The organism is Stenotrophomonas sp. YJH_SMC_101-4 (assembly GCF_059370395.1).
The window spans coordinates 667,865-690,836 of sequence record NZ_JCAFTP010000002.1 but is presented as its reverse complement, the minus strand read 5'-3'; the positions used below and the strand labels follow the sequence as shown (position 1 = coordinate 690,836).

General features: G+C 63.4%; 20 protein-coding genes and 3 tRNA genes. 4 read left to right on the top strand and 19 right to left on the bottom strand.

Going from position 1 to position 22,972, the window contains the following annotated elements:
* Positions 1-81 precede the first annotated feature (81 nt).
* The 3 genes from AC5P8D_RS09370 to uvrB form a co-directional block, all read right to left on the bottom strand.
* Positions 82-156 (bottom strand) — tRNA-Val (locus tag AC5P8D_RS09370).
* A 98-nt stretch (positions 157-254) separates the two neighbouring features.
* A tRNA-Val gene (locus AC5P8D_RS09365) sits at positions 255-329 on the bottom strand.
* Positions 330-436: 107 nt separating this feature from the next.
* On the bottom strand, positions 437-2,461 hold the full coding sequence (gene uvrB, locus AC5P8D_RS09360) for an excinuclease ABC subunit UvrB (RefSeq protein ID WP_019337166.1): 2,025 nt from the start codon (positions 2,459-2,461) through the stop codon (positions 437-439).
* 128 nt (positions 2,462-2,589) lie between these two features.
* On the opposite strand from uvrB, the gene AC5P8D_RS09355 reads away from it, so the two are divergent.
* Entirely contained in the window at positions 2,590-3,114 is a 525-nt protein-coding gene (locus AC5P8D_RS09355; protein WP_010486091.1) for a GspH/FimT family pseudopilin, read from the top strand.
* Positions 3,115-3,174: 60 nt separating this feature from the next.
* Here the strand turns inward: AC5P8D_RS09355 and AC5P8D_RS09350 are convergent.
* The 13 genes from AC5P8D_RS09350 to grxD all read right to left on the bottom strand — a co-directional run bounded on the left by AC5P8D_RS09350 (position 3,175) and on the right by grxD (position 18,887).
* Positions 3,175-3,251 (bottom strand) — tRNA-Asn (locus AC5P8D_RS09350).
* 73 nt (positions 3,252-3,324) lie between these two features.
* A complete protein-coding gene (locus AC5P8D_RS09345; RefSeq protein ID WP_043400488.1) occupies positions 3,325-3,738 on the bottom strand; it encodes a type IV pilin protein in 414 nt (137 codons plus the stop codon).
* A 23-nt stretch (positions 3,739-3,761) separates the two neighbouring features.
* Positions 3,762-8,441, bottom strand: coding sequence for a pilus assembly protein (locus tag AC5P8D_RS09340; RefSeq protein ID WP_100051432.1), 4,680 nt, complete (start codon positions 8,439-8,441; stop codon positions 3,762-3,764).
* On the bottom strand, positions 8,438-8,929 hold the full coding sequence (locus AC5P8D_RS09335) for a pilus assembly PilX family protein (protein WP_043400485.1): 492 nt from the start codon (positions 8,927-8,929) through the stop codon (positions 8,438-8,440). The genes AC5P8D_RS09340 and AC5P8D_RS09335 overlap by 4 nt, the downstream gene beginning before the upstream one ends.
* Before the next feature lie 7 nt (positions 8,930-8,936).
* The gene (locus tag AC5P8D_RS09330; protein ID WP_308822315.1) at positions 8,937-10,109 is read right to left on the bottom strand and encodes a PilW family protein; all 1,173 of its coding nucleotides are present in this window, start codon (positions 10,107-10,109) and stop codon (positions 8,937-8,939) included.
* An 8-nt stretch (positions 10,110-10,117) separates the two neighbouring features.
* On the bottom strand, positions 10,118-10,588 hold the full coding sequence (gene pilV, locus AC5P8D_RS09325; RefSeq protein ID WP_043400479.1) for a type IV pilus modification protein PilV: 471 nt from the start codon (positions 10,586-10,588) through the stop codon (positions 10,118-10,120).
* On the bottom strand, positions 10,585-11,100 hold the full coding sequence (locus AC5P8D_RS09320; RefSeq protein ID WP_043400476.1) for a GspH/FimT family pseudopilin: 516 nt from the start codon (positions 11,098-11,100) through the stop codon (positions 10,585-10,587). Before AC5P8D_RS09320 ends, pilV begins: the two co-directional genes overlap by 4 nt.
* 161 nt (positions 11,101-11,261) lie before the next feature.
* On the bottom strand, positions 11,262-12,650 hold the full coding sequence (gene ppnN, locus AC5P8D_RS09315; RefSeq protein WP_329758433.1) for a nucleotide 5'-monophosphate nucleosidase PpnN: 1,389 nt from the start codon (positions 12,648-12,650) through the stop codon (positions 11,262-11,264).
* A gap of 275 nt (positions 12,651-12,925) precedes the next feature.
* A complete protein-coding gene (locus AC5P8D_RS09310) occupies positions 12,926-13,357 on the bottom strand; it encodes a hypothetical protein (protein ID WP_197643829.1) in 432 nt (143 codons plus the stop codon).
* 81 nt (positions 13,358-13,438) lie between these two features.
* Positions 13,439-14,188 carry a Fic family protein gene (locus AC5P8D_RS09305; protein WP_329758435.1) on the bottom strand — a complete coding sequence of 250 codons (750 nt, stop codon included), beginning with the start codon at positions 14,186-14,188 and terminating at the stop codon, positions 13,439-13,441.
* Between the two features lie 123 nt (positions 14,189-14,311).
* Positions 14,312-17,560, bottom strand: a complete 3,249-nt coding sequence (locus AC5P8D_RS09300; protein WP_329758437.1) for a TonB-dependent receptor — start codon at positions 17,558-17,560, stop codon at positions 14,312-14,314.
* 233 nt (positions 17,561-17,793) lie between these two features.
* Positions 17,794-18,570 carry an SDR family NAD(P)-dependent oxidoreductase gene (locus tag AC5P8D_RS09295; protein ID WP_241872549.1) on the bottom strand — a complete coding sequence of 259 codons (777 nt, stop codon included), beginning with the start codon at positions 18,568-18,570 and terminating at the stop codon, positions 17,794-17,796.
* The gene (gene grxD, locus AC5P8D_RS09290; protein ID WP_005408852.1) at positions 18,567-18,887 is read right to left on the bottom strand and encodes a Grx4 family monothiol glutaredoxin; all 321 of its coding nucleotides are present in this window, start codon (positions 18,885-18,887) and stop codon (positions 18,567-18,569) included. The genes AC5P8D_RS09295 and grxD overlap by 4 nt, the downstream gene beginning before the upstream one ends.
* A 120-nt stretch (positions 18,888-19,007) precedes the next feature.
* Here grxD and AC5P8D_RS09285 point away from each other — a divergent pair, with 120 nt between their 5' ends.
* A complete protein-coding gene (locus AC5P8D_RS09285) occupies positions 19,008-19,586 on the top strand; it encodes a superoxide dismutase (RefSeq protein ID WP_049423333.1) in 579 nt (192 codons plus the stop codon).
* Between the two features lie 74 nt (positions 19,587-19,660).
* Here AC5P8D_RS09285 and AC5P8D_RS09280 read toward each other — a convergent pair whose 3' ends face one another.
* The 3 genes from AC5P8D_RS09280 to purE form a co-directional block, all read right to left on the bottom strand.
* The gene (locus AC5P8D_RS09280) at positions 19,661-20,002 is read right to left on the bottom strand and encodes a carboxymuconolactone decarboxylase family protein (RefSeq protein WP_057503590.1); all 342 of its coding nucleotides are present in this window, start codon (positions 20,000-20,002) and stop codon (positions 19,661-19,663) included.
* A gap of 112 nt (positions 20,003-20,114) precedes the next feature.
* A complete protein-coding gene (locus tag AC5P8D_RS09275; RefSeq protein WP_049482923.1) occupies positions 20,115-21,263 on the bottom strand; it encodes a 5-(carboxyamino)imidazole ribonucleotide synthase in 1,149 nt (382 codons plus the stop codon).
* Positions 21,260-21,763: a 5-(carboxyamino)imidazole ribonucleotide mutase gene (gene purE, locus AC5P8D_RS09270; RefSeq protein WP_005412808.1), complete on the bottom strand. Its 504-nt coding sequence runs from the start codon at positions 21,761-21,763 to the stop codon at positions 21,260-21,262. The genes AC5P8D_RS09275 and purE overlap by 4 nt, the downstream gene beginning before the upstream one ends.
* 58 nt (positions 21,764-21,821) lie before the next feature.
* Between purE and AC5P8D_RS09265 the strand changes: the two genes are divergently transcribed.
* Both AC5P8D_RS09265 and nadC read left to right on the top strand, forming a co-directional pair.
* Positions 21,822-22,091: a Trm112 family protein gene (locus tag AC5P8D_RS09265; RefSeq protein ID WP_005408847.1), complete on the top strand. Its 270-nt coding sequence runs from the start codon at positions 21,822-21,824 to the stop codon at positions 22,089-22,091.
* Positions 22,088-22,939, top strand: a complete 852-nt coding sequence (nadC, locus tag AC5P8D_RS09260; RefSeq protein ID WP_010486110.1) for a carboxylating nicotinate-nucleotide diphosphorylase — start codon at positions 22,088-22,090, stop codon at positions 22,937-22,939. The genes AC5P8D_RS09265 and nadC overlap by 4 nt, the downstream gene beginning before the upstream one ends.
* Positions 22,940-22,972 lie beyond the last annotated feature (33 nt).

Genomic DNA, 22,972 nt, shown 5'->3' with positions numbered 1-22,972 from the left:
CGATGCCTAAAACGAAAAAATCCGGCCCAGGGCCGGCTTCCATCGTGATCCACCGCTGCACCGGCAATGCCGGGAGCCAGGTGGTGGGCGGTACAGGGTTCGAACCTGTGACCCCTACCATGTCAAGGTAGTGCTCTACCGCTGAGCTAACCGCCCATCTTGTTCTTGCCGCCCGAAAGCTGGCCTTGCTACGTAAAAACCCGGCGCCAGGGCCGGGCTTTGCTGTTCACGACAGCCCCCTTCCGGAGACTTCGTGGTGGGCGGTACAGGGTTCGAACCTGTGACCCCTACCATGTCAAGGTAGTGCTCTACCGCTGAGCTAACCGCCCGTTTTTGCTTCTGAACGTCCGCGATTGCGTCGGTGCAGGCCGCGTATATTACGGATGCCGGCCGTGAAGCGCAACACTTTTGTGAAGAAGATGCTGCACTGCCGCGTTCAGCCCAGACTCGCTTCCTTCAGCTGCCGGATCTGGTCACGCACGCGGGCGGCATCCTCGAATTCCAGGTCCTTGGCGTGCTGGTACATCTGCTGTTCCAGTGCCTTGAGACGGGACGCCAGCTGGGCCGGGCTGAGCGATCGATAGTCACTCCCCTCCTCGGCAACGCCGGGCCTGCCTTTGCCCTTGCCCTTCTTTGCTTCCTTCTCGGCGGCGTCCGAACGCGCCCCTTCCAGCACGTCGACGATCGGGCGCGCCACCGAGCGCGGCACGATGCCGTGCTCCTCGTTGTACTCGACCTGTTTGGCGCGACGACGGTCGGTCTCATCGATCGCGGCCTGCATCGAACGGGTGATCTTGTCCGCATACAGGATCGCCTTGCCGCGCACGTTGCGCGCGGCACGGCCGATGGTCTGGATCAGCGAGCCGGTCGAGCGCAGGAAGCCCTCCTTGTCGGCATCCAGGATCGCCACCAGCGACACTTCCGGCATGTCCAGGCCTTCGCGCAGTAGATTGATGCCCACCAGCACGTCGAACTTGCCCAGGCGCAGGTCGCGGATGATCTCCACGCGCTCGACCGTGTCCACGTCCGAGTGCAGGTAGCGCACGCGGATGCCGTGCTCGGTCAGGTACTCGGTGAGGTTCTCGGCCATGCGCTTGGTCAGCGTCGTGACCAGCACCCGGTCACCGGCCTTGATGCGCGCGTTGGCTTCGCTCATCAGGTCGTCAACCTGGGTCCCCACCGGGCGGATCTCCACCACCGGGTCGATCAGGCCGGTCGGGCGCACCACCAGTTCGGTGATCTCGTCACCCGCCTCGCGGTACTCGTAGGGGCCTGGCGTGGCCGACACATAGATGCTGCGCGGGCAGCGCTCCTCCCACTCCTCGAAGCGCAGCGGCCGGTTGTCCAGCGCCGAGGGCAGCCGGAACCCGAATTCGACCAGCGTCTCCTTGCGCGAACGGTCGCCCTTGAACATGGCACCGATCTGCGGAATGGTCACGTGGGATTCGTCGATCACCAGCAGCGCGTCGGCCGGCAGGTAGTCGAACAGGGTCGGCGGCGGTTCGCCGGCATTCTTGCCGGTCAGGTGCCGGGAGTAGTTCTCGATGCCGTTGCAGAAGCCGACCTCGGCCATCATTTCCAGGTCGAACTGGGTGCGCTGCGCCAGGCGCTGTGCTTCGACCAGCTTGTTCTGTGCGTACAGCTGCTCCAGCCGCTCCTTCAACTCGACCTTGATCGTCTCGATCGCTGCCAGCACACGCTCGCGCGTGGTGGCGTAGTGGGTCTTCGGGTAGACCGTGAAGCGCTGCATGTTGCGCAGCGTCTCGCCGGTGAGCGGGTCGAACAGGGTGATCTTCTCGACCTCGCCATCGAACAGTTCCAGGCGCAGGGCTTCGCTGTCCGACTCGGCCGGAAACACGTCGATCACTTCGCCACGCACGCGGAACGTACCGCGCTGCAGCTCGTACTCGTTGCGCGTGTACTGCAGCTGGGTGAGGTGGTTGATCAGATCGCGCTGGTCGATGCGCTCGCCCTTGGACAGGATCAGGCGCAACGACAGGTAGTCTTCCGGCGCGCCCAGGCCGTAGATCGCAGATACCGTCGCCACCACGATCGCGTCCGGGCGCGACAGCAGGGTCTTGGTCGCCGCCAGTCGCATCTGCTCGATGTGCTCGTTGATCGAACTGTCCTTCTCGATGAAGGTGTCCGACGACGGCACGTAGGCTTCCGGCTGGTAGTAGTCGTAATAGCTGACGAAATACTCCACCGCGTTGTGCGGGAAGAACGCCTTGAACTCGCCATACAGCTGCGCCGCCAGCGTCTTGTTCGGCGCCATGATCAGCGTCGGCTTCTGCACGTTCTGGATGACGTTGGCGATGGTGTAGGTCTTGCCCGAGCCGGTGACGCCCAGCAGGGTCTGCTTGGCGATGCCCGCTTCAAAGTTGCTGGTCAGCTTTGCGATGGCATCAGGCTGGTCGCCCGCCGGCGAATACGGCGAGACGAGTTCAAAACGGTCGCTCATGGTGTTGCCAGTTCCCGGGAAGGGTGAGTATACGGGGCAAGCGGTGACGGCCAGCTGAGGGGTTTCCGGGCAGGCAGCCGCGGCGTTGGCCGATGGTGAATGCGCGAGCACGGAACGAGGCTGGAGGCATGTCCCTTCATCTTCGCCCTGCCCGGCTCCACCGCGGCCTCCATCTGATCGAGCTGCTGATCGCTGTCATGGTGCTGTCGGTCCTGCTGGCTTTGGCGTGGGGCCCCTGGCAACGCACGCTGCGGCACTTCCAGGCGGAAACGCTGCGCGCCGAACTGGTCGCCAGCCTGTCGATGGCACGCAACGCCGCCATCACCGAACGCCGCCGTGTGACGGTCTGCGGTTCGTCGGACGGCATGAGATGTGACCAGGCATGGAGCCAGGGCTGGCGGGTGCAGGTCGAACCGGCCAACAGCGCGACCGGCGCCGCAAGGGAACTCCGCGTGCACAGGGCACGCCGGCGTCATGTCGACCTGCGCACCAGCGATCATCGGCCCGACATCCGGTTCCGGCCCGACGGCCGCAATGCCGGCACCAACCAGTCCATCGTGCTGTGCATGAATGGACAGGAGCACAGCCGCGTCATCATCAGCGTCCCCGGGCGGGTCAGGAGCCAGCGCCCGAGCAGGCCGATCCCCTGCTGAAAACTGAAATGCCATCGCGGAAACGAAAAAAACCGCGATTTCTCGCGGCTTTTTCGAATCTGGCGCCCGAAGTTGGACTCGAACCAACGACCCCCTGATTAACAGTCAAGTGCTCTAACCGGCTGAGCTATTCGGGCGGGGTGCGCATTTTAGCCAGCGTTCGCAGGGGAGTGCAAGCCTTTTATGCGATGTGGCGAAACGGCCCGCCCTTCACCAGCATCCGGGCCCCTTGCTGGCATTCGGCGTCTTTCGTCCGGCCTGGTCTAGGGTCAGTGTGCCGCAGTCGTCCTTCTTCTGGATCTCGGTCGGTGCCGCCTGGAGGGTAAAGGAGGTGCCATTCGGCGTTCCCACGTAGGAAAGCGTGTATCTGGCGGCACCGTCCCGTGGCGATTGCGAGAACGGCAGCGTCATGCCCGCGTAGGTGTTCTCCACGGTATGCCGCCGCTCCAGCATCTGCGCCAGCTCGACCAGATCGGCCTTGGCCTGGGCACGATTGGCCTTGCGCACATAGGCCTGGTACGAAGGCAACGCGATGGCAGCAAGAATGGCGACCACGGCCACGGTGATCATCAGCTCGATCAGGGTGAAGCCGGCGGTGGTTCGACGCCTGCTGTACAGATGCATGGGCAACCTCGATATCGGATTCATCAACGGATCTGCCGCCACGATTGCCGCCCACAGGGCCGTGGCATGTAAAGCGGATCAGCGCCGGCCGCACGCAGCACGAACGTACACTGGCTGGCCTGCAGCATCTTGTCGACCGTGCACCCCGTGTCGCCAGGCTTGCAGGGCGTAAGCTTGGGCACAAAGATGTTGGTGTCCTTCACTGGCGGCCCTTGGCTGAGGTCACCTTTCTTGGTCAGGGCGACACCACCGCAGTTGCCGGTGCACAGCGCTTCTCCGCCGATGGTTGGGCTCAAGCCGGACATCTGGCCACCACCGGTCAGCAGATTGAGACCGTACAGCCAGTTCACGCCACCGCCGCTGCCGCAGATGGCGGTACCTGGCACATAGGACGTGAAGAACACGATGCCGTTCTGCACACGGGGGTTGCCGACGAAGCGTTCGCCTTCGACTGCCGATCCAGCCTGCAGGTCCACATACCAGCCGCGGGCCGAACCGTAGTTCACCGCATTGCGGGTGACATCACGCAATTGATAGCCGCTGGCCGATGTGCCGGTAGTGATCACCTGCTGTACCAGGTTGTCGCGCGTGCCAACCGCACTGGCAAGGTTATCCCAGATGCCATACAGCGACTGCACTGGCGAGGTGCTGCTCACCGCATTGTCATCGGCGGCGAAATACTGGCCGGTACCGAAGAACAGACTGATGCCGCCGCCCGGACCCGTGCTGATCTCGATGCCGCTCATGATCGGCTGCGGGCTGTTATTGCGCGTAGCGGTGAACAGCGGCGTTCCAGACAGGGCGATGTTCCAATCGGTCGGATCGGTGCTGGAAAGATCGAACTTCCAGATATTGCCCTGCATGTCACCGCCATACACAGTGTCGGTGATGCCATCATTGTTCTTCAACGCCACCGTGGCGATGTTGATCAGGCCATTGCGTGCCGCGTACTTGGCACCTACCGGCGAAAGCCGCTTGAGCACCTTGCCGGTCTGGATATCAACCACGAACAGCGCTGCCTTGCCGCTGGTGGAGTTGACGCCATTGCCGAAGATCGCAACGAAGCGTGGCGAAGCGTTGGCATCGGCGCCCTTTACCGCCACCACAGCCGGCTTGCCCAGCACAAACCCGAGATCCGACTCTGTCTTCCCCGAGACTTCCCACAACACACTCGATGCACCGAACGCGGTCGGATCGCTGACATTCAGCGCGAACACGGAGCCATTGCCTACGCTCGTCGCATTGGGCGCCTTGCTGGAACCACCACCACCCGTGGTGCCCACCAGCACCGTGTTCCAGGCATCCCCGTAGTAGACGTCGGACGACGTCAGTGGGCCATCCACGTAGTAGCGATGCCCATACTTGGGGTTGGCCAGCTCGGCAATGTGCTGCATGGCAGCTGACGGAATGAAGGCCAGTTCTTCGGTACCGCCGGATGCTCCATTCGAACCGTTGAAACCATGCACCATGCCGTCATTGGCGCCAACATAGATCATCGTCGGCGGCCCCGATGTCGCGCGCTTCGCTTTCAGGAAGACGTCATAAGACGTGCCCAGCGTCGCCTTCCACTTGACTGTCGACTGCCTCGCCCAGCCTGCATAGCCGAAGTCATCCGTTTTGGAGACGATCTCGGTGGTGGAATTGACGATGTCACCCAACGGCGAAGTACGCGAACGGAGCCCGCTCACCGCCGCGCCGCGCAGATAGTTGACCAGGGTGGTCGAGGTCTGATTCGCGAACCATGCAGGAATCGAGTCACTGAATCCCAATGCCGACAGCTTCGCCCGCTCATCATTGCCCGGCAGATTGGTGGCCAGGAACTCGTTCGCATTGACCGGGGTCACCGTGCCATCGGACGCGGTCTTGGTCGGGGACGTCGCCATGTAGATGCGGCGCGTGGCACTGCCGATGTTGCTGGACGCCTTCCACAGCACGGCTCCGTCCGCACCCTGGCCGTCGACCTGGGTGGCAATGACATCACCGGTCCAGTCCACAGTGCCAGAGGGCACGCTGTAATGGGACGATACGGTGAACGAGTTGGTCGAAATGCGCGCGCCACTGCCGCTACCACCGACCGGCGCATCACCTTCCGCTGCGCTGTTGAAGATCGCCTCCAGCGCCTCCTTCAGTTTGGTCGGATTGCGTGCCAGGAAGTAGTTATCCGGCACCCCTGGCTTCTTGCTGTCCCACTTCTTACCGGCCGGGACACCGTACTTGGCGGCATACCACAGCGGGCTCTGCAGCTGGCCCGCCGCAGTGGTAGAGGCCTTGTACTTGATGACTACCGGCCTCTGCCAGTTGCTCGGGAAGTTGTTTGTGCTGGTCAGCACGGAGCCATTGCTATTGCCCGGACGCAGCGCCAGACGTTGCACGGTGCTGGAGGCATTTGACCCTGTGATCGTGTAGCCCGTCAGCATTGCGTTGCCAGCGTACGCCGACAGGTTCTCGATCCGGATGAGCACTTCATCCTCCTCGACCTTGCCGGCCAAAGTCGTGCCGATCCAATCCACCCCTTTGTTTGCAGTTGTGTAGTCGCACAGTCGCGTATTGCCCGCGGCACTGTTGCTCACTTTCGCATCAGCACGCCAGCAGATGTTGTTGAAGGTGCCGGTATCGTTGCACGCGGCGCCCACGCAGTAGCTCAGCATGGCAACGACGTCGTTGTCATGGTCATTGCCCCACAGCGAGTCTTCCCACACCAGCGAGAAGCTGCCGGACTTCGCATCTGTCCGGTAGGGACGGCCATAGACCAGCTTCCCGCCAGTGTCGTTGGCCTGCTTGGTGCCAATGCCGACCGAGCCCAGGAAGCAGCTGCGCCAGCCAGCACTTGTTGCCGTTGCGCCGCCGGTGTTGTTCGCCTGGCAGAGCGGGGCCAGTCCGATCTTGCTGTTGCCCACCGCAATTTCGAACTGCGGGAGATTTTCCGCCATGGCAACGGCGTAGGTGGTGGCGGTGACCTTGTACGTGCTTGGCTTGTTCTGCACGTTGGGACGCAGATCGGTCTCCGCGGCCGCCTTGGCCAGCCCCGCCATCAGGAAGCTGCCTTCCATGGAGGGAATGTCCGGGCAGATGCCGCGCGCCTTGCTGAGGCTACCGATTGTCTGGCCCTGGCAGATATCACTGTGGGTATCAAGCGAAGCACCGCGCGGTGTATCACCCACGCGACCGATCATGTAGCTCTTGCCAGCGATTCCTTCGGCCGTGCCGACTGCATCCGTCGCGGACACCGCAGACGCAAGGCCGGTCACGGAACCGACGTTGTCGCTGTCAAAGGACGGCAGGCCCGACGATAGCACCAGGATATTGCAGGTCGCACAATAAGAGTTGCCACCTTCTGCGGGCAGGCGGTAGGGATCCTTCCAGCTGATATTGGTTGGCAGCCCACTGAGATCTCCGCTGTCACTATAGACCTTGGAACCCGCAGTGATGTAGCGCAGCGCCTCCGCATACATTTCCGCCAATGGATTGCCCCAGGCACTGCACTTCTGGCCTCCGGTCCCCGGATCGGTCAGATTGCCATTTCCCTTCTGGTCCTGGCGATTGAGAATGCCGTAGGTGTTGCAGTCATTCCAGTTGTTGGACCAGTTCCAGTTGTCCAGACGGAAGCTTGAAATCGCGTTGATCACGCCCTCATCGTCGGCCTTGGCGTTTCCCGTCAGATTCAGGTAGCAGAACTGCCCCGTAGACAGGTCGATTTCATCACCCACGCCGCAGAACTTCGTCCCGTTGCCCGCGATCTTGCCGATGTTCCGCCGCAGGACACCGCCATCCCGCGGATTGGCGTAGGTTCCCGTCACGAGCCCAAAGCGCAGTCGCCCGCTCTCACCGTAGGTCTGCAGCAGCCCGGCCGGCTTGAAACGGTCGGTGATGCCATCGTTGTATTTCCGGCAGAAACTCTCACGCACCGTTGAGCTGGCATCACACACTTCCACGCGCACGGTGTAGTCCGTGGCTGAGCGGGGAATGTCCGCGTAGCCATCGGCGTTGCTGGCTCGTCCGGTATCGCACTGGTTGCTGGCTGTCGAGGCCCACTCGCCCAGTGCACCTTCGGCCACGCGCATCAGCGGCGCCCCGGTTGCAGAACGGGTCACACTGCAGAAGCTGAAGGTTGTCCCGCTTCCAGCAAGGTTGGCGAACTCGCGAAGATCCGATCCACTGTAGACCTTGACCCACGCATGCAGATCGCTGGGGATCGGCGCCCGCTCCAACACCGTCTTTTCCTTCGTATCGGTGAAGCGCTGGCCGCCGTACAGCACGTAGCGCATCACATCCAGGCGACTCATCGTCACCCAGTTGAGGAAGTTGCCCGACCACGCGCCACTGCAGCTGTGCTTGTTGGCGCCCTTTGCCTCTGCACTGGCCTTGAAGACACCGCTGTTGTACGAGTAACAGAGGTTGTAATCGAAGTAGCCTGAGTAATCGAACTTGTCCTGGTAGGTGGTGTCCAGCACCCCGTCCCCGTCCAGGTCGCTGTAATCGCTGTAGGCCTTGTTGAACAGCTGCTCGTCACGCGACATCACCATCATCATCAATGGCGGCTGGCTCTGCTTGCTGTACAGCGGCTCCTGCGCGATATCGTAGTCACCAAGCGCAGCCTGCAGCGGAATGATCAACGCGGCAAGGCCGGCAAGCGCAGCAACACCCACACCGGCCCGCAGCCAGGTGGAGGAACGAAGTCGAAGGAAACGGCGCTCGCTGTTCATGGGATGAAGATCGTATCGATGACCGCACTGGCGGACGCATTGGAGGGATCGTCACTGGCAAGCGCCGTGACCTGGTAGATGTTCCCGGTTTCTTCGTTCTGTCGGCCGCCGGTGCGCCGGCTGGACGCTGCAAAGCACTTGTCGATGCGACGCGTATAGGTGGACTTGGTCTCACTGAGACCATCGGCCCACGTCTGCGGATCGTAGGAGGGACTGCATTCCTCCTGGCTGGCCTTGAAGATGCCCCCGTCAGCCAGCGCCTTCTCGATGGATTTCTCGGTCTGCCGGGCGTCGGCCTCAGCGTTCTGGAAGGCAACGTTGCTGCGCAGATAGTTGGCAGCCATCCGTTCCTGCATGCTTGTGACCTGCATGCCGGCGATGCCCAGCAGGGCCATCAGCACCAGCATGATCAGCACGACGTACAGCACCGCGCCGCGCTGGGAACGCGGTGAATGCAGAGAATGGCGGCGGGCGGGATGGGTACGCATGGTGGCCTCAGTTGCCATACAGGCGATTGCGCAGAGCGATCGTGCTCTGGTAGGCGGCGCGCATGCGGCCGTCAGAAGGCGCGGTGTAGGTCACGCCGAGCGCGGTCAGCGGCGTACTTGAACTGGCCTGGACAGATGCGGCCGGGTCTGGACTGGACACCACCAGCCCCAGTTGCACCGTGCCCACGCGCTGCCAGCCACGCGAGGCCGGCACGATGGAGGCCTGAACATCGGTCGCGGTACCCTGGCGATCAATGTAGCCGGTCGGCGACACCGTGCTCAGACCGTGATCCTGGCCATACAGCAATTGCATGTTCTCCACGCCCTCGACCAGCGCCTCTGCTGGTCCCGCGACCAAGGCAGCACCGGGCTTGGCGGTGAATCGAAGGCGATACAGCGACGATTGCTTGGTCGTAGCGTCGTAGCCCACGTACAGGATCGACGTCTCGGCGCGATACAGCACCGCCTGGCCGGGCTGGTAGTTGCGGGCGATGGCCACGTCGTTGTTGGGTGCGGTGCCCACCGTCACGGTGCCGGCCTTTGCATCGATCGCACGAGCCTGGAAGACCGTGGCGGAAATGCAGTCGGCCACACCGAACAGCCCCGGGTCGGTAACTCCGCTATCAAGCACGGCAAGACGTTTGGGATCAAAGCTGAAAACCGGCTGGGCAACCGTACCGGCTACCGCCGTGACCGGCACACCGGTGGGCACCAGATAGCGCAGAGCGACGATATCGCTGCCGTCGACCCGGTTCTTGATGGCCGCGGCGAACTCACTCGGCAACGCCGGGGAGTACTTGTCGCCCCCCGTTGACGGCGTTGCCGCCAACGTCACCGCGTCGCCCGGCTTGGTATTCGTTGCTTCGTAGCCCTGGATCGACCGCGCAAAGTCCAGCGCGGGGTGGCCTCCCGCAGCGAAGGTGGTTGCCAAGGTGCCCTGCGGATCATGCGCCTGATCGTTCACGCAGCCGAAGTGTCCCGCCATGCGCAGTTCGCGTTGCAGGGAATCCATCGCGAAACGGCTGTTCTCCTGGACCCGCGCCAGCCCTTCAGACAGCTGGTAGGCCGTGCGTGAAGCGGCGAACACCTGGACCACGCCCAGCATGATGATCAGGCCGATGGTCAGGGCGATCATCAACTCGATCAGCGACAGGCCACTCATCGTTTGGCGGGAGCGCATTCTGGTCATCACAGCAGGCTCTCCGCAGCAAAGGTGGTGTCAGCCTTCGAATCGGGATTCCAACGCTCATCGCCCCAACTGACCGACACCCGTACCCGGCCGTCATTGACGGTTACCGTTCCGGATGCCGAGTCACCCAGTGCGCGGCCCAGGCGGCAGCGCCAGTCGCGGGTGAAGTCATCCTTGCCGATATCCTTGCCAATGGACGGCGCGCAGTCACCCTTGCCGGTGGTAGCAGCATAGGTACCGGCATAGCTGAGCGCGTTGATCCGGTTAGCCCGGATCTGATCAAGCAGTTCGTACCCCAGGTTGGTGGCCTGGGTGCGGTAGTTCGCGCTCTGGACGAACCGCACATTCATCGTCTGCAGCAGCGCGAAGCCCAGCAGGCCGATACCCATCACCAGGATCGCGATCATGACCTCGATCAGGGTGAAACCGCCCTGCGCCGTACGGTGCGGCTGGAAGCCGATCTTTCTCATGAGCAACTCTCCTTCAACAGCCTCACCTGTCCCGTAGGCGATATGCGCAGCGTTCGCTGCAGGGGCTGGTCGCCACACTTTTCAGGGCGCAGTGTCACATCCACTTCCGCGTTGGCGCGATTGCGGCCACGGCCATCGAAGCCGATGGTCAACGTTTCGGTTGCGGACTTCATCGTTGGGCGACCTTCGCTGTAGCGCAGCACGTTCTCACCGGAATCAAGCGACCCGTTCCCGTTGCGATCCTCCCAGACCATCCAGCCGTCGGCCCAGCTGCTGCCATCACATTCTTTGCCCGCTGTGGATGCGCATACAGCCCCGCCACGCGTGTTCTTTATTGCCTCGGAACGGGCAAGTGCCAGCGACGCGATCAGTTCGTTGGTCGTCGTGGCCACACGATTTGAGCGGATCGTACTCTGGAAGCTGGGATACGCGATGGTGCTCAGGATCGCCAGGACGGCAACCGTGACCATTAACTCAACCAGCGTAAAGCCGTTTTGCCGGCGCAAAGACATTGGACGCTCCCCAGCGTGTTGATGGCCACGATGGGCCATCGCCCTGCCACCGGCAAGCGGCGGCAGGATGAACGGTCATTCCGGGGCGACGGGCGTCAAGGCCTTGACGACCCGCCCTCCCCTGCCTGTACCGGCGCGATCCCCATCGCGCCGGCGCAGACTCAGGCCAGCACCTGATAGCAGGGCTGGTATTCGCCGGAGATCTTCATCCGGCGCTGTTCGACGAAGGCACGCAGCAGCGCGTCCAGGGCCTGCATCATGTCGGTGTCGCCATGGATCTGGAACGGCCCGAACTGCTCGATGCGGCGCATGCCGTCTTCCTTCACGTTGCCGGCCACGATGCCCGAGAACGCCCGGCGCAGGTCGGCCGCCAGCGCATGCGGTGCACGCCCGTGGTGCAGGTCCAGCGCGGCCATCGCTTCGTGGGTCGGCACGAACGGCTGCTGGTACTCCCACGGAATCTCGATCGACCAGTTGAAGAAGAACGAGTCCTTCTGCGCCAGGCGGTGCTCTCGCACGCGCTTGATGCCGTTGGCCATCTTCTTGGCCACCACCACCGGGTCGCCGATGACGATCTCGTAGCGCTCGGCGGCCGCATCACCCAGGGTCAGGCGGATGAACCGGTCGATCTGCTCGAAGTACGGCGCCGCCACCGTCGGGCCGGTCAGGATCAGCGGGAACGGCAGGTCCTTGTTTTCCTCGCGCAGCAGGATGCCGAGCAGGTACAGGATTTCCTCGGCGGTGCCGACACCACCGGCGAACACGATGATGCCGTGGCCGATGCGGACGAAGGCCTCCAGGCGCTTCTCGATGTCCGGCATGATCACCAGGTGGTTGACGATCGGATTCGGCGACTCGGCCGCGATGATGCCCGGCTCGGTCAGGCCGATGTAACGCGTCACGGTACGGCGCTGCTTGGCATGGGCAATGGTGGCGCCCTTCATCGGGCCCTTCATCGCGCCCGGACCGCAGCCGGTGCAGATGTCCAGGCCGCGCAGGCCCAGCTCATAGCCCACCTGCTTGGTGTACAGGTACTCGTCGCGCGAGATCGAGTGGCCGCCCCAGCAGACGACCAGATTCGGGTCACCCGGGTTCAGGATGCGCGCGTTGCGCAGCAGGCCGAACACCGCATTGGTGATGCCCTCGGACGACTCCAGCTCGGCCGCGTAGGCCGGGCCCATCTCGATGGCCATGTAGGCCAGGTCACGCACCACCGCAAACAGCAGTTCGGCGACGCCGCGGATGATCTCGCCGTCGACGAAAGCCATCGCCGGTGCATTGACCAGGTCGATGCGCACGCCGCGATCCTGCTGCGCCACCTGGATGTCGAAATCGGGATACAGATCGCGCGCCGCGCGCGGATCGTCAGAAGCACTGCCGCTGGTCAGCACGGCCAGTGCGCAGCGGCGCAGCAGCTCGTGCATGCCGCCGGCAGACGCATCGCGAAGCCGGGCCACTTCGGCCCGCGACAGCACATCCAGCCCACCGCGCGGGTAGATCCGCGCGTCCTGCACCGGCAGTGCACGGGCTGATTTTTCGTTCGTGGTCATGTCCAATTTTTCGCTTCCTTCAAGGTTTCCGACTGTACTGCCGCCCCCTTAAAAAGCAAAACGGCCGGGAAGCCCGACCGTTGGATGTGTGCTTCCCGCGTTCGCCTTTCCGGGACCGCATCGGCGGCGTTGGCACCGCGCACATTTCTGGATGCTACGCCGATGCCAGGTGACCTGCAAGGACTTTCGCCTGAACGGAAAACGGCCGGGTTTCCCCGGCCGTTCGACAGAGAGGAGGCTTAGTCCCTGGACCGCATCAACGCATGCAAGCCAGGTTACCTCCTGCAATCAAATATCGGCACAGGATTAGGATCGATGGGCACTGACGACGATGGATCAGTTATCTTCCAAGATTCATATGCAAGCCTCCCGTGAAGCTCCGGGATATCACGATAGGCTACGAAGTACTCCCCTCTATCCGAGTTTTCATAGTAGTCAACGCGATACTCCAATGGCAGTGAAAGGAAGCTCGCCAGCACCGCTGCATATCGCTCCTGCACCGGGGTATCGCAACTCATATGCGCACCGGAAACAAGAAGAAACGCGTCTCCGCTCTGCCCCGATGTTGAAGTATCCCCTCCACCAGGATAGGTAGGAGTCGGCGGGCAATAGCTGGGATTACACCACGGATCCAAAGCACTGACTTTCGATGCCGCAGTCATACCCATACCAAATACGACAGATGCGATGATCACACTCAACTTCATGGCAACTCATCCTTGTCTTGATTCCAACATTGAACTTCAGAACACTTCACCTTCGGACAACCACTTCTACACACTGCAACTTCATGCCTGGGCCAGAATCCTTCCAAGCAGGACTCCGCGCCCCCACTCCTCCAACCCACCCGGATTCACGCGCAATCGCTCGAAGAGTTCAAGTGCAGCACAATTGAACTCCTCCAGGGCACTTGGCGCACCATCAGCGGCCAGTTCGATCGCGTGAACAAATTCTCTTTGCATGACCTTTATATAGATCGCTAGGAAAGCAAAGAAATCACAGTGATAGTGGATCGAAAAGACGAACGCAATCGCTCGCATCAATCGACCATTTCCATCCTCGAACGGATGAATTATGTTGACTGTCAACAGCAGCGCATACAGCCGAACAATTGGCGCCATTTTTTCAGTGGCACCAATAATTCGAGACAGATGTGATTGAACATCGATATGTGCTGCAACGAAGCTCTGAGGCGCGTCCCTAGGACCGACCCATATTCGCCCGACCCGAAATCCGGCACGCTCCACAGCACCACTGGAAAATCTAGCGTGGATGAAGAGAAGTGAACGAGCGTGCATATTCAGGATGTTGCACTTTCCTGCAGACTTAAGGTATTCAGCACCTCGGCGGCAGCGCAGGAAATGATCATCTGCAGAACGACAGCTCGGACAAAACCGCATTCGACATGAAAGCACACGAGCGAACAACTCTCTCAGGCGTCGACTCGAGCAATGATCAGGAGCATTCCCCGGCAGCGCGAATTTACAGTCCTGCAGCCCGTCAATGGACGACTCCGGCAATCCGTACCTGACCTTCATTTCCGCCTTCCATGGGAAGCCACACCAGTCACTTATATCGAACGGAAAATTACTTGTCCACCTCAAAGAAAAACGGCCGGGTTTCCCCGGCCGTTTCCACTTACTGCTTCAGGCTCTGATGGATCAGAACTTGTACTTCACGGTCAGCTGCATCGACCAGCGCGACACGGCGGTGTTGCCCTTGTCGTTGTTGTTTTCCTGGATCGACGAGTTGTCGGTACGGCCGGTGAAGTTGTACAGGTACTTGCCGGTAGCCGGGTCGATACCCGAGTAGTTGGCAACGCGACGGGTGGCGTAGAAGCCGTAATCGTCGATCAGGCCCCACTTCTTGTTCAGCAGATTGCCGACATTCATGATGTCCAGTGCGATCTCGCCCTTGTGGGTCTTCGCGAAGCCCGGGAACTCCTGGCTGATGCGGACATCGAAGCTGTTGACCCACTTGGCGCGATGCTGGTTGGCCGGTACCACGCTGCCACGGTAGGCATCGAGCTCCGGATTCTGCGCCAGCCATTCGAAGAACTTCTTCTCCATGTCGGCGCCGCCGGTGAAGATCACGTCACCCGGGCCCTTCGGCACGTAGAACAGATCATTGGTAGCTGCGCCGTCGCCGTTCACGTCGTTATAGAACACGTAGCTGTACGGACGACCCGAACGGCCTTCATAGAACAGGCCGACGCGGGTGGCGTTGTCACCGAAGAAGTTGTGCTTCCACTCGAGGGTGCCGGTGATGCGGTCCTTGATTGCATAGCGCGAGTTGTACGCAACGTTGTCGTTGGCGTTCAGGCTCAGCGTGTTGTTCCAGTTCGAGGTGTTCTGCGAGCTGGACAGCGGGCTCACTTCCTTCGCCTGGGTGTAGGTATAACCCAGCGACCAGCCCCAGTTCTCGGTCAGCGGCTTGGCCAGCGAGAACGTAGCCTGGGAACCACGACCCTTGTCGGTGTTGCGCAGCAGGATCACGTCGCCGATATCGCTCGGACGGTTGACACGGTCACCCGGGCAGGTCTGATCGGTGGCCGAGCAGGCACGACCGTTCTTCTGGCCAGCCTGCATGCCGTTCGAGCCAGCATTGGCACCGTTCATGCCGTAGTCGTTCCAGTACAGCGCACGACCGTCCTGACCAACCGAGCGGTTGGCGTTCGGGGTCATGACGTCCAGACGATCGAAGTACAGGCCATCCTTGACCTTGGTGACCAGCAGCTCGGCCGACGCCACGATGCCGTACCACGGCAGTTCGTGATCGAAGGCCAGGTTGGCCTTCCAGACCGACGGCAGGCGGGTGCCCGGAGCGATCAGGTCGACGTTCTGACGGGCCGACGCAAGCGAGGGGTCCGGAATGAACGGATTGTCCGCATCGAAGCTGAAACCACCCGGATTACGGGTCAGGTTGTACTCGGAGTAGTTCAGGCCGGTGTTCTGGTAGGCACCTGCCAGCCACACGTTCGGAGCAGCACCGCCGAACAGGCCCACGCCACCGCGCAGCTGGGTCGGGCGATCGCTGTCGAAGGTGTAGTTGAAGCCGACGCGCGGCTGGAACAGCTTCTTGTCGACCAGCTTGGTGTTGTTGAAGCCATACAGTTGTTCGATGCGAGGGTTGTACAGGCGCTGGGTGCTGAAGTCCGGCATGTCAACGCGAACACCGAACATCAGGCTCAGGTTGTAGTTGATCGCCCAGGTATCCTGGATGAACAGACCCGTGTTCTTCAGGTGGAACTTCGCCGGAATATCATTCAGGCTGCCACCATCGCGCGGCACGCGCACCTGGTACGCGGACGGGGTGCCGGCTTCAAACGCAGCCAGGTTGGCGAATTCGTACGCGCCGTACAGATTACGGCCGTAGAAGTTCATCAGGTCGTTGTCGGTGTAGTCGAAACCGAACTTGACGGTGTGGTCGCCGACATACCAGGTACCGGCACCGAAGGCGCTCAGTTCCTTCGACTCGACCAGGTTGGTGTGGGTGTTCTGCTCGGTACCCAGGTACAGCGAGTTGTTGTTGTCGAAGCGGACGCGGATCTGCGGCAGGTGCGAAGCAGCAACACGGTTGGATGAGTAGTCCTTGTGCGAGACCTTGAACTCGGTCGAGAAGTTCTCGGACCAGTCACTGAACAGTTCACCCATCCAGGTTTCATACTCGGTCGGCTGGGTGTACCAGAAGTCGCTCAGCGAAATTTCGCTGTTGCTGACCTTCGGGAAACGCACCACGTCCTGCTTCATCTTGTTGTAGCGCAGGGCCGCACGGTGGTTCTCGTTGATGTTCCAGTCCAGCTTGACCGCGTACTCTTCGATCTCGGTCTTGTTGTTCAGCGCACCGACGCCGCCGACCTGATAGCCAAGATCGGACATACGCTTCTGGACGCGGGCGATATCAGCATCGCTGATGCCGCCAGCCTTGTTGTACGGGCTTTCGCCAAGGCTGACGCCGCCACCGCTACGCTCGTACTTTTCGTAGTTGGTGAAGAAGAACAGCTTGTCCTTGACGATCGGGCCGCCGAAGGTCATGCCGTAGGTCTTCTCGTCCTTGAAGCCGTTGAAGTCCTGCTTGTCACCTTCCAGGCGCGAACGGACCATGTCCTTGTCGCGGTACGAACCGTACACGGTGCCGTGGAATTCGTTGGTACCCGACTTGGTCACGGCGTTGATCACCGCACCGGTACCACCTGCGATGGTGGTGTCGTAGTTGGCCAGGTCGATGTTGATTTCCTGGATGGCATCCATCGACACCGGCTGACGCTCGGTCGGCAGGTTGTTGGAGCCCAGGCCGAACGGATCGGAGGCGCTGATGCCGTCGATGCGGATGGCGTTGTAACGGGTGTTCTGGCCACCGGCCGAGATCGCGCCGTCAGCCTTGCTGACCTGCGAGATGCGCGGATCCAGGCGGATGTAGTCCTGGATGTTGCGGTTGGCCGACGGCAGCGCGTCCATCGTTTCGCGCGTCACGTTGGTGCCGCTGCCCATCTTGGTGGCGCTGAACAGGTCCAGGCCGCCGGCGGTGGCGACAACGTTCACGGCGTCCAGGTTGGTGGCAGCCAGGTCACCGCCCAGATTGGCATTGACGGTGTTGACCTGGTTCAGGTTCAGGAAGACACCTTCTTCGGTCTTGGTGCCTTCACCGGACTTGGTGATGGTGATGGTGTACGGACCACCCACGCGCAGGCCGCGCGCGTTGTAGCGACCCGACGCATCGGTGGTGGCACGCGAAACGGTGCCCGACTCAGTGTGGGTGATGGTGACTTCAGCACCAGCAACAGGCTGGCCTGCGGCGGACATCACCTGGCCGCCGACACCGGCAGAGGTGCTCTGGGCGAAGGCGGGAGCGGCGGCGAGCGCAGCCACGAGACCAAGGGTGAGCTTGGACATCCGGAGTGGGTGGGTCATTTTTCGGTAGCCTCGATGCGAGTTGGCGATGGCGGAAAAAAAAGCGCATCCAAACAGCCCTGCGGGTGGCTGGTCGGACATTTATCTGGGGTTCCCTACCGCTTGGCTGAAGGAAGCCACAACGGTTAACACTAGATTAACACGCTACGCCATCAATGTGACGGTTGTGCGACAAACGGCACCGGATCGCAACGCAATCGTGACGGGTTCTTCACTCCGCCTTTCCCCGGGATTTACTCGCCGGGGGGCGCCTCGCTGGCATCGAGAATCTGGCCGCGCCAGGTAGCGCCAGCACCGGACAACAGGGTCACGGCCGCGGCGGCGGCGGCCTCCGGGCCTTGCGCGGCCGGGTCCTGGTCTACGGAATAGGCCCGGGCCCGCAAGGCCGTGCGCAGCGGGCCGGGGTACAGGCCACTCACCCTTACCGGGCTGCGACCGAGCTCGTCGTGCAGGCTGGCGATCAGGCCACGCAGGCCGTGCTGGGCCACACCGTAACCGCCCCAGTAGGCCTGACCGACCCGCTCGGGGGCATCGACCGCAAACACCAGCGCCGCATCTTCGCGCTGCCGCAGCAGCGGCAGGCAGGCCTGGGCCAGCCAGGCGGGCGCAGTCAGGGTGACGTGCACCGCGCGGGCGAAACTCGCTGGGTCTGCCAGCTCAAACGGGGTCAGGCCCGGGAAGTGAGCGGCACAGACCAGCAGGCCATCCAGGCGCCCCAGCTCGCGCTGCAGGGCCTGGGCCAGCTCGGCATAGTCGTCGGGGCCCGCGCCTTCCAGGTCCAGCGGATACAGCAGCGGTTCCGGGCCGACCGCCTGCACCTGGGCGTAGACACGGTCCAGGCGGCGAGGCTTGCGGCCCAGCAGAACCACGGTGGCCCCGGCGGCCGCAGCAGCCACTGCCGCCGCACTACCCAATCCGCCACCGGCACCGGCGACCAGCACCACGCGATCCTGCAACGGGCGGCCATCGAGCGCCCCGTCGGTCGGTGACGTCGATGGCCGGGCACTCATCCCTGGGTCGCCTCTTCGACGATGCGCTTGAGCTCGCCGGCTTCGAACAGCTCCAGCACGATGTCACAGCCGCCAATCAACTCACCGTTGATGAACAGCTGCGGGAAAGTCGGCAGGTTGGAAAAGCGCGGCAGGTTGGCGCGGATCTCGGGCTCTTCCAGCACGTTGACGGTGCGCAGGGTGACTGCGCCGGCCGCCATCAACGCCTGTACGGCGCGGCTGGAGAAGCCGCACATCGGATATTGCGGGGTGCCCTTCATGAACAGCACGAGCGGGTAACGATCGACCTCGGCCTGGATTTGCTGCATTACCGCCACAACCACACTCCTTGCTTCGCCGGACAAACCGACCGTGATGGTCGGCTAGACTGCCCACGGTAGCCGCCATTGTAAGCGGATGGAACCGGCTGCCGCCGCCCCCTGGCCACGAACCTGTCCATGCCTGTCGAATTGCCCGCCCTGCCCTATCTTCCCGGCTCCCTGCAGCCGCACCTGTCCGCACAGACCGTGGAACTGCATCACGGCCGCCACCATCGCGCCTATGTGGATGCCGTCAACGCCGGCATTCTCGGCACCGAGTGGGAGGAAGCGTCGCTGGAGGAGATCGTCCGCCACGCCCAGGGCACGCTGTTCGATGCCGCCGCCCAAGCCTGGAACCATGGCTTCTACTGGCAGTGCCTGCGCCCACGCGGCGGCGGTGAGCCGCAGGGGCGACTGGGCGAACTGGTCAAGCGCCAGTTCGGCGACGTGCAGCGCCTGCGCGAGGAATTCAACCGCACCGCGCTGGGCCTGTTCGGCTCCGGCTGGGTCTGGCTGGTGCAGCATCCGGGCGGGCAGCTGGGCCTGCAGGCCACCCGCAATGCAGGCACGCCATTGACCGGTGAAAGCACCCCGCTGCTGTGCTGCGACGTCTGGGAGCACGCTTACTACACCGACTACCAGAACGATCGCGCGCGGTATCTGGACGCGTTCTGGCAGATGGTCAACTGGGAATTTGCCGAAAGCCAGCTGCGCTGACCCCTGTAGAGCCGAGCCCATGCCCGGCTGCTGTCCGGCCAGCCGAGCATGGGCTCGGCTCTACAGATCAGGCATCACGCGCTCTCGTGCGCGGCCACGGCGTCCATCACCCGCGCCGAGTACACCAGCGCCGCACCGGCGTTCAGCGACACCGCCACACCGAGCGCCTCGGCGATCTCCTCGCGGCCGGCGCCGTGCTTCAGCGCGGCATCCACGTGCACGGTGATGCAGCCGTCGCAGCGGGTGGTCACGGCCACCGCCAGCGCGATCAGCTCGCGGGTCTTGGCATCGAGGTGGTTGGTCTGGGCACCGGCGTTGGCCAGCGTGGCATAGCCCTTGACCGTGTCCGGCGAGAGCTTGCCGATCTCGCCGATGCGACCCTTCAGTTCCTTGCGGTAGGCGTTCCAGTCGAGCATGGGGGTGACTCCTGAGAAAGGAGCTCCACGCTACCACCGGAAATGTTGCGCCGATGCCTGCACCGGCGCGTCACAGCGTTGCACTGCCGGCCAGCGGCCGGCACTACCGGGCTCAGCGATTGCGCAGCGCATGTACCGCCGGTGCCACCTGGGCCTGGCGATCCAGCTCCAGGCCGAGCTGGTCCAGCGCATCGGCCAATGCAGCGGCATCATCGTCGCGCAACGTGGCGTGGCCGACCTTGCGGCCTTCGCGCGGCTCCTTGCCGTAGTCGTGCCAATGGCCACTGGCCTGCGCCAGCACCGGCGCCGGGTCGGGCATCGCGCCCAGCCAGTTCAGCATGCAGGCATGGCCGAGCATGCGGGTGCTGCCCAGCGGCAGGCCCAGCACGGCACGCAGATGGTTCTCGAACTGCGAGGTCTCGCTGCCTTCGATGGTCCAGTGGCCGGAGTTGTGCACGCGCGGTGCCATCTCGTTGGCCAGCAGTTCGCCGTCACGACAGAACAGCTCCAGTGCGAACACGCCCACATACTGCAGGTGCTCGGCGACGCGGCGGGCATAGCCGATCGCGGCCTGCTGCTCGGCATCGGACAGCACGGCCGGGGCCACGCTGGCCGACAGCACGCCGTCGACATGCCAGTTGCCGGTGACCGGCCAGGCCTCGAAGCTGCCATCGCGGCCACGCACAGCGACCACACTGACCTCGCGCTGGAAGGCAACGAAGCCTTCCAGGATCAGCCCGGTGCGCTCGACCTGTGCGCCAAGCGCGTCCCATGCAGCGTCGATGTCGGCTTCGCTGCGCAGGCGGAACTGGCCCTTGCCGTCGTAACCGAGGCGGCGGGTCTTGAGGATGCACGGCAGGCCGAACTCGGCGGCCTTCGCGGCCAACTCGTCACGGCTGCGGATGTCAGCAAAGGCGGGCAGCGGAATGCCCAACTGCTGGAACAGGGTCTTCTCGCTCAACCGGTCCTGGGCCACCGCCAGCGCAGCCGGCGGCGGGTAGACCGGCACGCGGTCGGCCAGGAACTGCGCGCTGTCGGCAGGCACGTTCTCGAAATCGAAGGTCACCACATCGACTTTGGCGGCGAAGTCCGCCAGCGCCTGCCGATCATCGAATGCGCCGACGGTGAGCGGCGCCAGCGGGCCGCTGCAGGCGTCGGCTGCCGGGTCGTACAGTTCGAAGCGCAATCCCAGCGGCGCACCGGCCAGGACCATCATGCGGGCGAGCTGACCGCCGCCCAGGATGCCGACGGTCAGGCTCATTGGCGCGGATCGTCGTGGGCCATCACGTCTTCGGTCTGGCGTGCACGGAAGGCGTCGAGCGCCTGGCCGATCGCCGGCTGGTCGCTGGCCAGCATCGCTGCGGCGAACAGCGCGGCGTTGGAGGCGCCGGCATTGCCGATGGCGAAGGTGGCGACCGGAATGCCGGCCGGCATCTGCACGATCGACAGCAGCGAATCCATGCCGTTGAGGGCCTTGGACTGCACCGGCACGCCCAGCACCGGCACGGCGGTCTTGGCGGCGATCATGCCCGGCAGGTGCGCGGCCCCGCCGGCTCCGGCGATGATCGCGCGCAGGCCACGCGGGCCCGCCTGCTCGGCGTAGCTGAACAACACATCCGGCGTCCGATGCGCGGACACCACCTTCACTTCGAACGGAACACCCAGGGCTTCAAGCTTCTGGGCGGCGTGCTGCATGGTTTCCCAGTCGGAACGGGAACCCATGACGATGCCGACAAGCGGCGCGATCGGGTTGGGGGTCATTGGCCGTCACCTGCCTTAAAGACGTATTCTAGCCATCTTCCACGCAAGACGAAGAACCATGGATCGCAAGCTGCTCGACCTGCTGGTGTCGCCGGACACCCGCCAGCCCCTGTCCCTGCTGGATGGCAAGGGCCTGGAAGCCCTCAACAAGGCCATTTCCGCCGGCGCGGTGAACAAGGCCGATGGCAACCCGCTGGCGCAGCCGCTGCGCGAAGCGCTGGTCACCCGCGACCGCAAGCAGGTCTTCCGCGTTGACGACGGCATCCCGGTGCTGCTGGCCGAGGAAGCCATCCCCACCGCCCAGATCGCCGACTTCCCGGCCGCATGAGCGCGCTGCCGACGCCGGATGCGGCCGTTGTCGCCGCCGATGTCGCGCGTGCGCTGGCCGAGGACCTGGGCAGCGGCGACGTCACCGCTGCGCTGTTGCCCGACCAGGCTGACAGCGCGTACCTGCTGTGCAAGCAGGACGGGGTGATCGCCGGTCGCCCCTGGTTCGACGCCACCCACCGCGCGCTCGACCCGGAGGTGCGCATTGAATGGCGTGTCTCCGAAGGTGACGCGGTCACTGCCGGCACCGTGCTGGCCCTGCTGCATGGGCGCAGCCGCAGCCTGGTGAGCGCCGAGCGCACCTCGCTGAACTTCCTGCAGACGCTGTCCGGCACCGCCACGACCACCGCGCGTTACGTGGCGGCGGTGGCCGGCACCGGCACGCGCATTCTCGATACCCGCAAGACCCTGCCCGGCCTGCGCCTGGCGCAGAAGTACGCAGTGCGCTGTGGCGGCGGCGAGAACCACCGCTTCGGTCTGTACGACACGGTGATGCTGAAGGAAAACCACATCCGTGCTGCCGGTTCGCTGCCCGCAGCCGTGGCTGCCGCGCGCCGGCAATGGCCCGCGCTGCCGCTGGTGGTCGAGGTGGAGGATCTGGCGCAGCTGCGCCAGGCGCTGGAAACCGGTTGCGAACGCATCCTGCTGGATGACTTCAGCCCGGACCTGCGCCGCGAGGCGGTGCGCATCACGGCGGGCCGCATTCCGCTGGAAGTGTCCGGCAGCGTGGGCCTGGGTGGCCTGCGTTCGATCGCGGAGGACGGCGTGGACTGCATCTCCATTGGTGGCCTGACCAAGCACGTGCAGGCGATTGACCTGTCGTTGAAGCTGGGCCCGCCGCCGGGTTGAGGCCTACGGGACCTTGTAGCGCCGAGCCCACGC

Bases quoted from the DNA above. Each gene is read 5' to 3' on its own strand.
- AC5P8D_RS09280 (WP_057503590.1), bottom strand. From the start codon at position 20,002: ATGCTCGACTGGAACGCCTACCGCAAGGAACTGAAGGGTCGCATCGGC.
- AC5P8D_RS09285 (WP_049423333.1), top strand. From the start codon at position 19,008: ATGCCTGTCGAATTGCCCGCCCTGCCCTATCTTCCCGGCTCCCTGCAG.
- AC5P8D_RS09345 (WP_043400488.1), bottom strand. From the start codon at position 3,738: ATGCATCTGTACAGCAGGCGTCGAACCACCGCCGGCTTCACCCTGATC.
- AC5P8D_RS09275 (WP_049482923.1), bottom strand. From the start codon at position 21,263: ATGAGCCTGACCGTCGGCATCCTGGGCGGCGGTCAGCTCGCCCGCATG.
- pilV (WP_043400479.1), bottom strand. From the start codon at position 10,588: ATGAGAAAGATCGGCTTCCAGCCGCACCGTACGGCGCAGGGCGGTTTC.
- AC5P8D_RS09265 (WP_005408847.1), top strand. From the start codon at position 21,822: ATGGATCGCAAGCTGCTCGACCTGCTGGTGTCGCCGGACACCCGCCAG.
- AC5P8D_RS09355 (WP_010486091.1), top strand. From the start codon at position 2,590: ATGTCCCTTCATCTTCGCCCTGCCCGGCTCCACCGCGGCCTCCATCTG.
- purE (WP_005412808.1), bottom strand. From the start codon at position 21,763: ATGACCCCCAACCCGATCGCGCCGCTTGTCGGCATCGTCATGGGTTCC.
- AC5P8D_RS09330 (WP_308822315.1), bottom strand. From the start codon at position 10,109: ATGCGCTCCCGCCAAACGATGAGTGGCCTGTCGCTGATCGAGTTGATG.
- AC5P8D_RS09295 (WP_241872549.1), bottom strand. From the start codon at position 18,570: ATGAGTGCCCGGCCATCGACGTCACCGACCGACGGGGCGCTCGATGGC.
- AC5P8D_RS09305 (WP_329758435.1), bottom strand. From the start codon at position 14,188: ATGAAGGTCAGGTACGGATTGCCGGAGTCGTCCATTGACGGGCTGCAG.
- AC5P8D_RS09310 (WP_197643829.1), bottom strand. From the start codon at position 13,357: ATGAAGTTGAGTGTGATCATCGCATCTGTCGTATTTGGTATGGGTATG.
- ppnN (WP_329758433.1), bottom strand. From the start codon at position 12,650: ATGACCACGAACGAAAAATCAGCCCGTGCACTGCCGGTGCAGGACGCG.
- nadC (WP_010486110.1), top strand. From the start codon at position 22,088: ATGAGCGCGCTGCCGACGCCGGATGCGGCCGTTGTCGCCGCCGATGTC.
- uvrB (WP_019337166.1), bottom strand. From the start codon at position 2,461: ATGAGCGACCGTTTTGAACTCGTCTCGCCGTATTCGCCGGCGGGCGAC.
- AC5P8D_RS09320 (WP_043400476.1), bottom strand. From the start codon at position 11,100: ATGTCTTTGCGCCGGCAAAACGGCTTTACGCTGGTTGAGTTAATGGTC.
- AC5P8D_RS09300 (WP_329758437.1), bottom strand. From the start codon at position 17,560: ATGACCCACCCACTCCGGATGTCCAAGCTCACCCTTGGTCTCGTGGCT.
- AC5P8D_RS09340 (WP_100051432.1), bottom strand. From the start codon at position 8,441: ATGAACAGCGAGCGCCGTTTCCTTCGACTTCGTTCCTCCACCTGGCTG.
- AC5P8D_RS09335 (WP_043400485.1), bottom strand. From the start codon at position 8,929: ATGCGTACCCATCCCGCCCGCCGCCATTCTCTGCATTCACCGCGTTCC.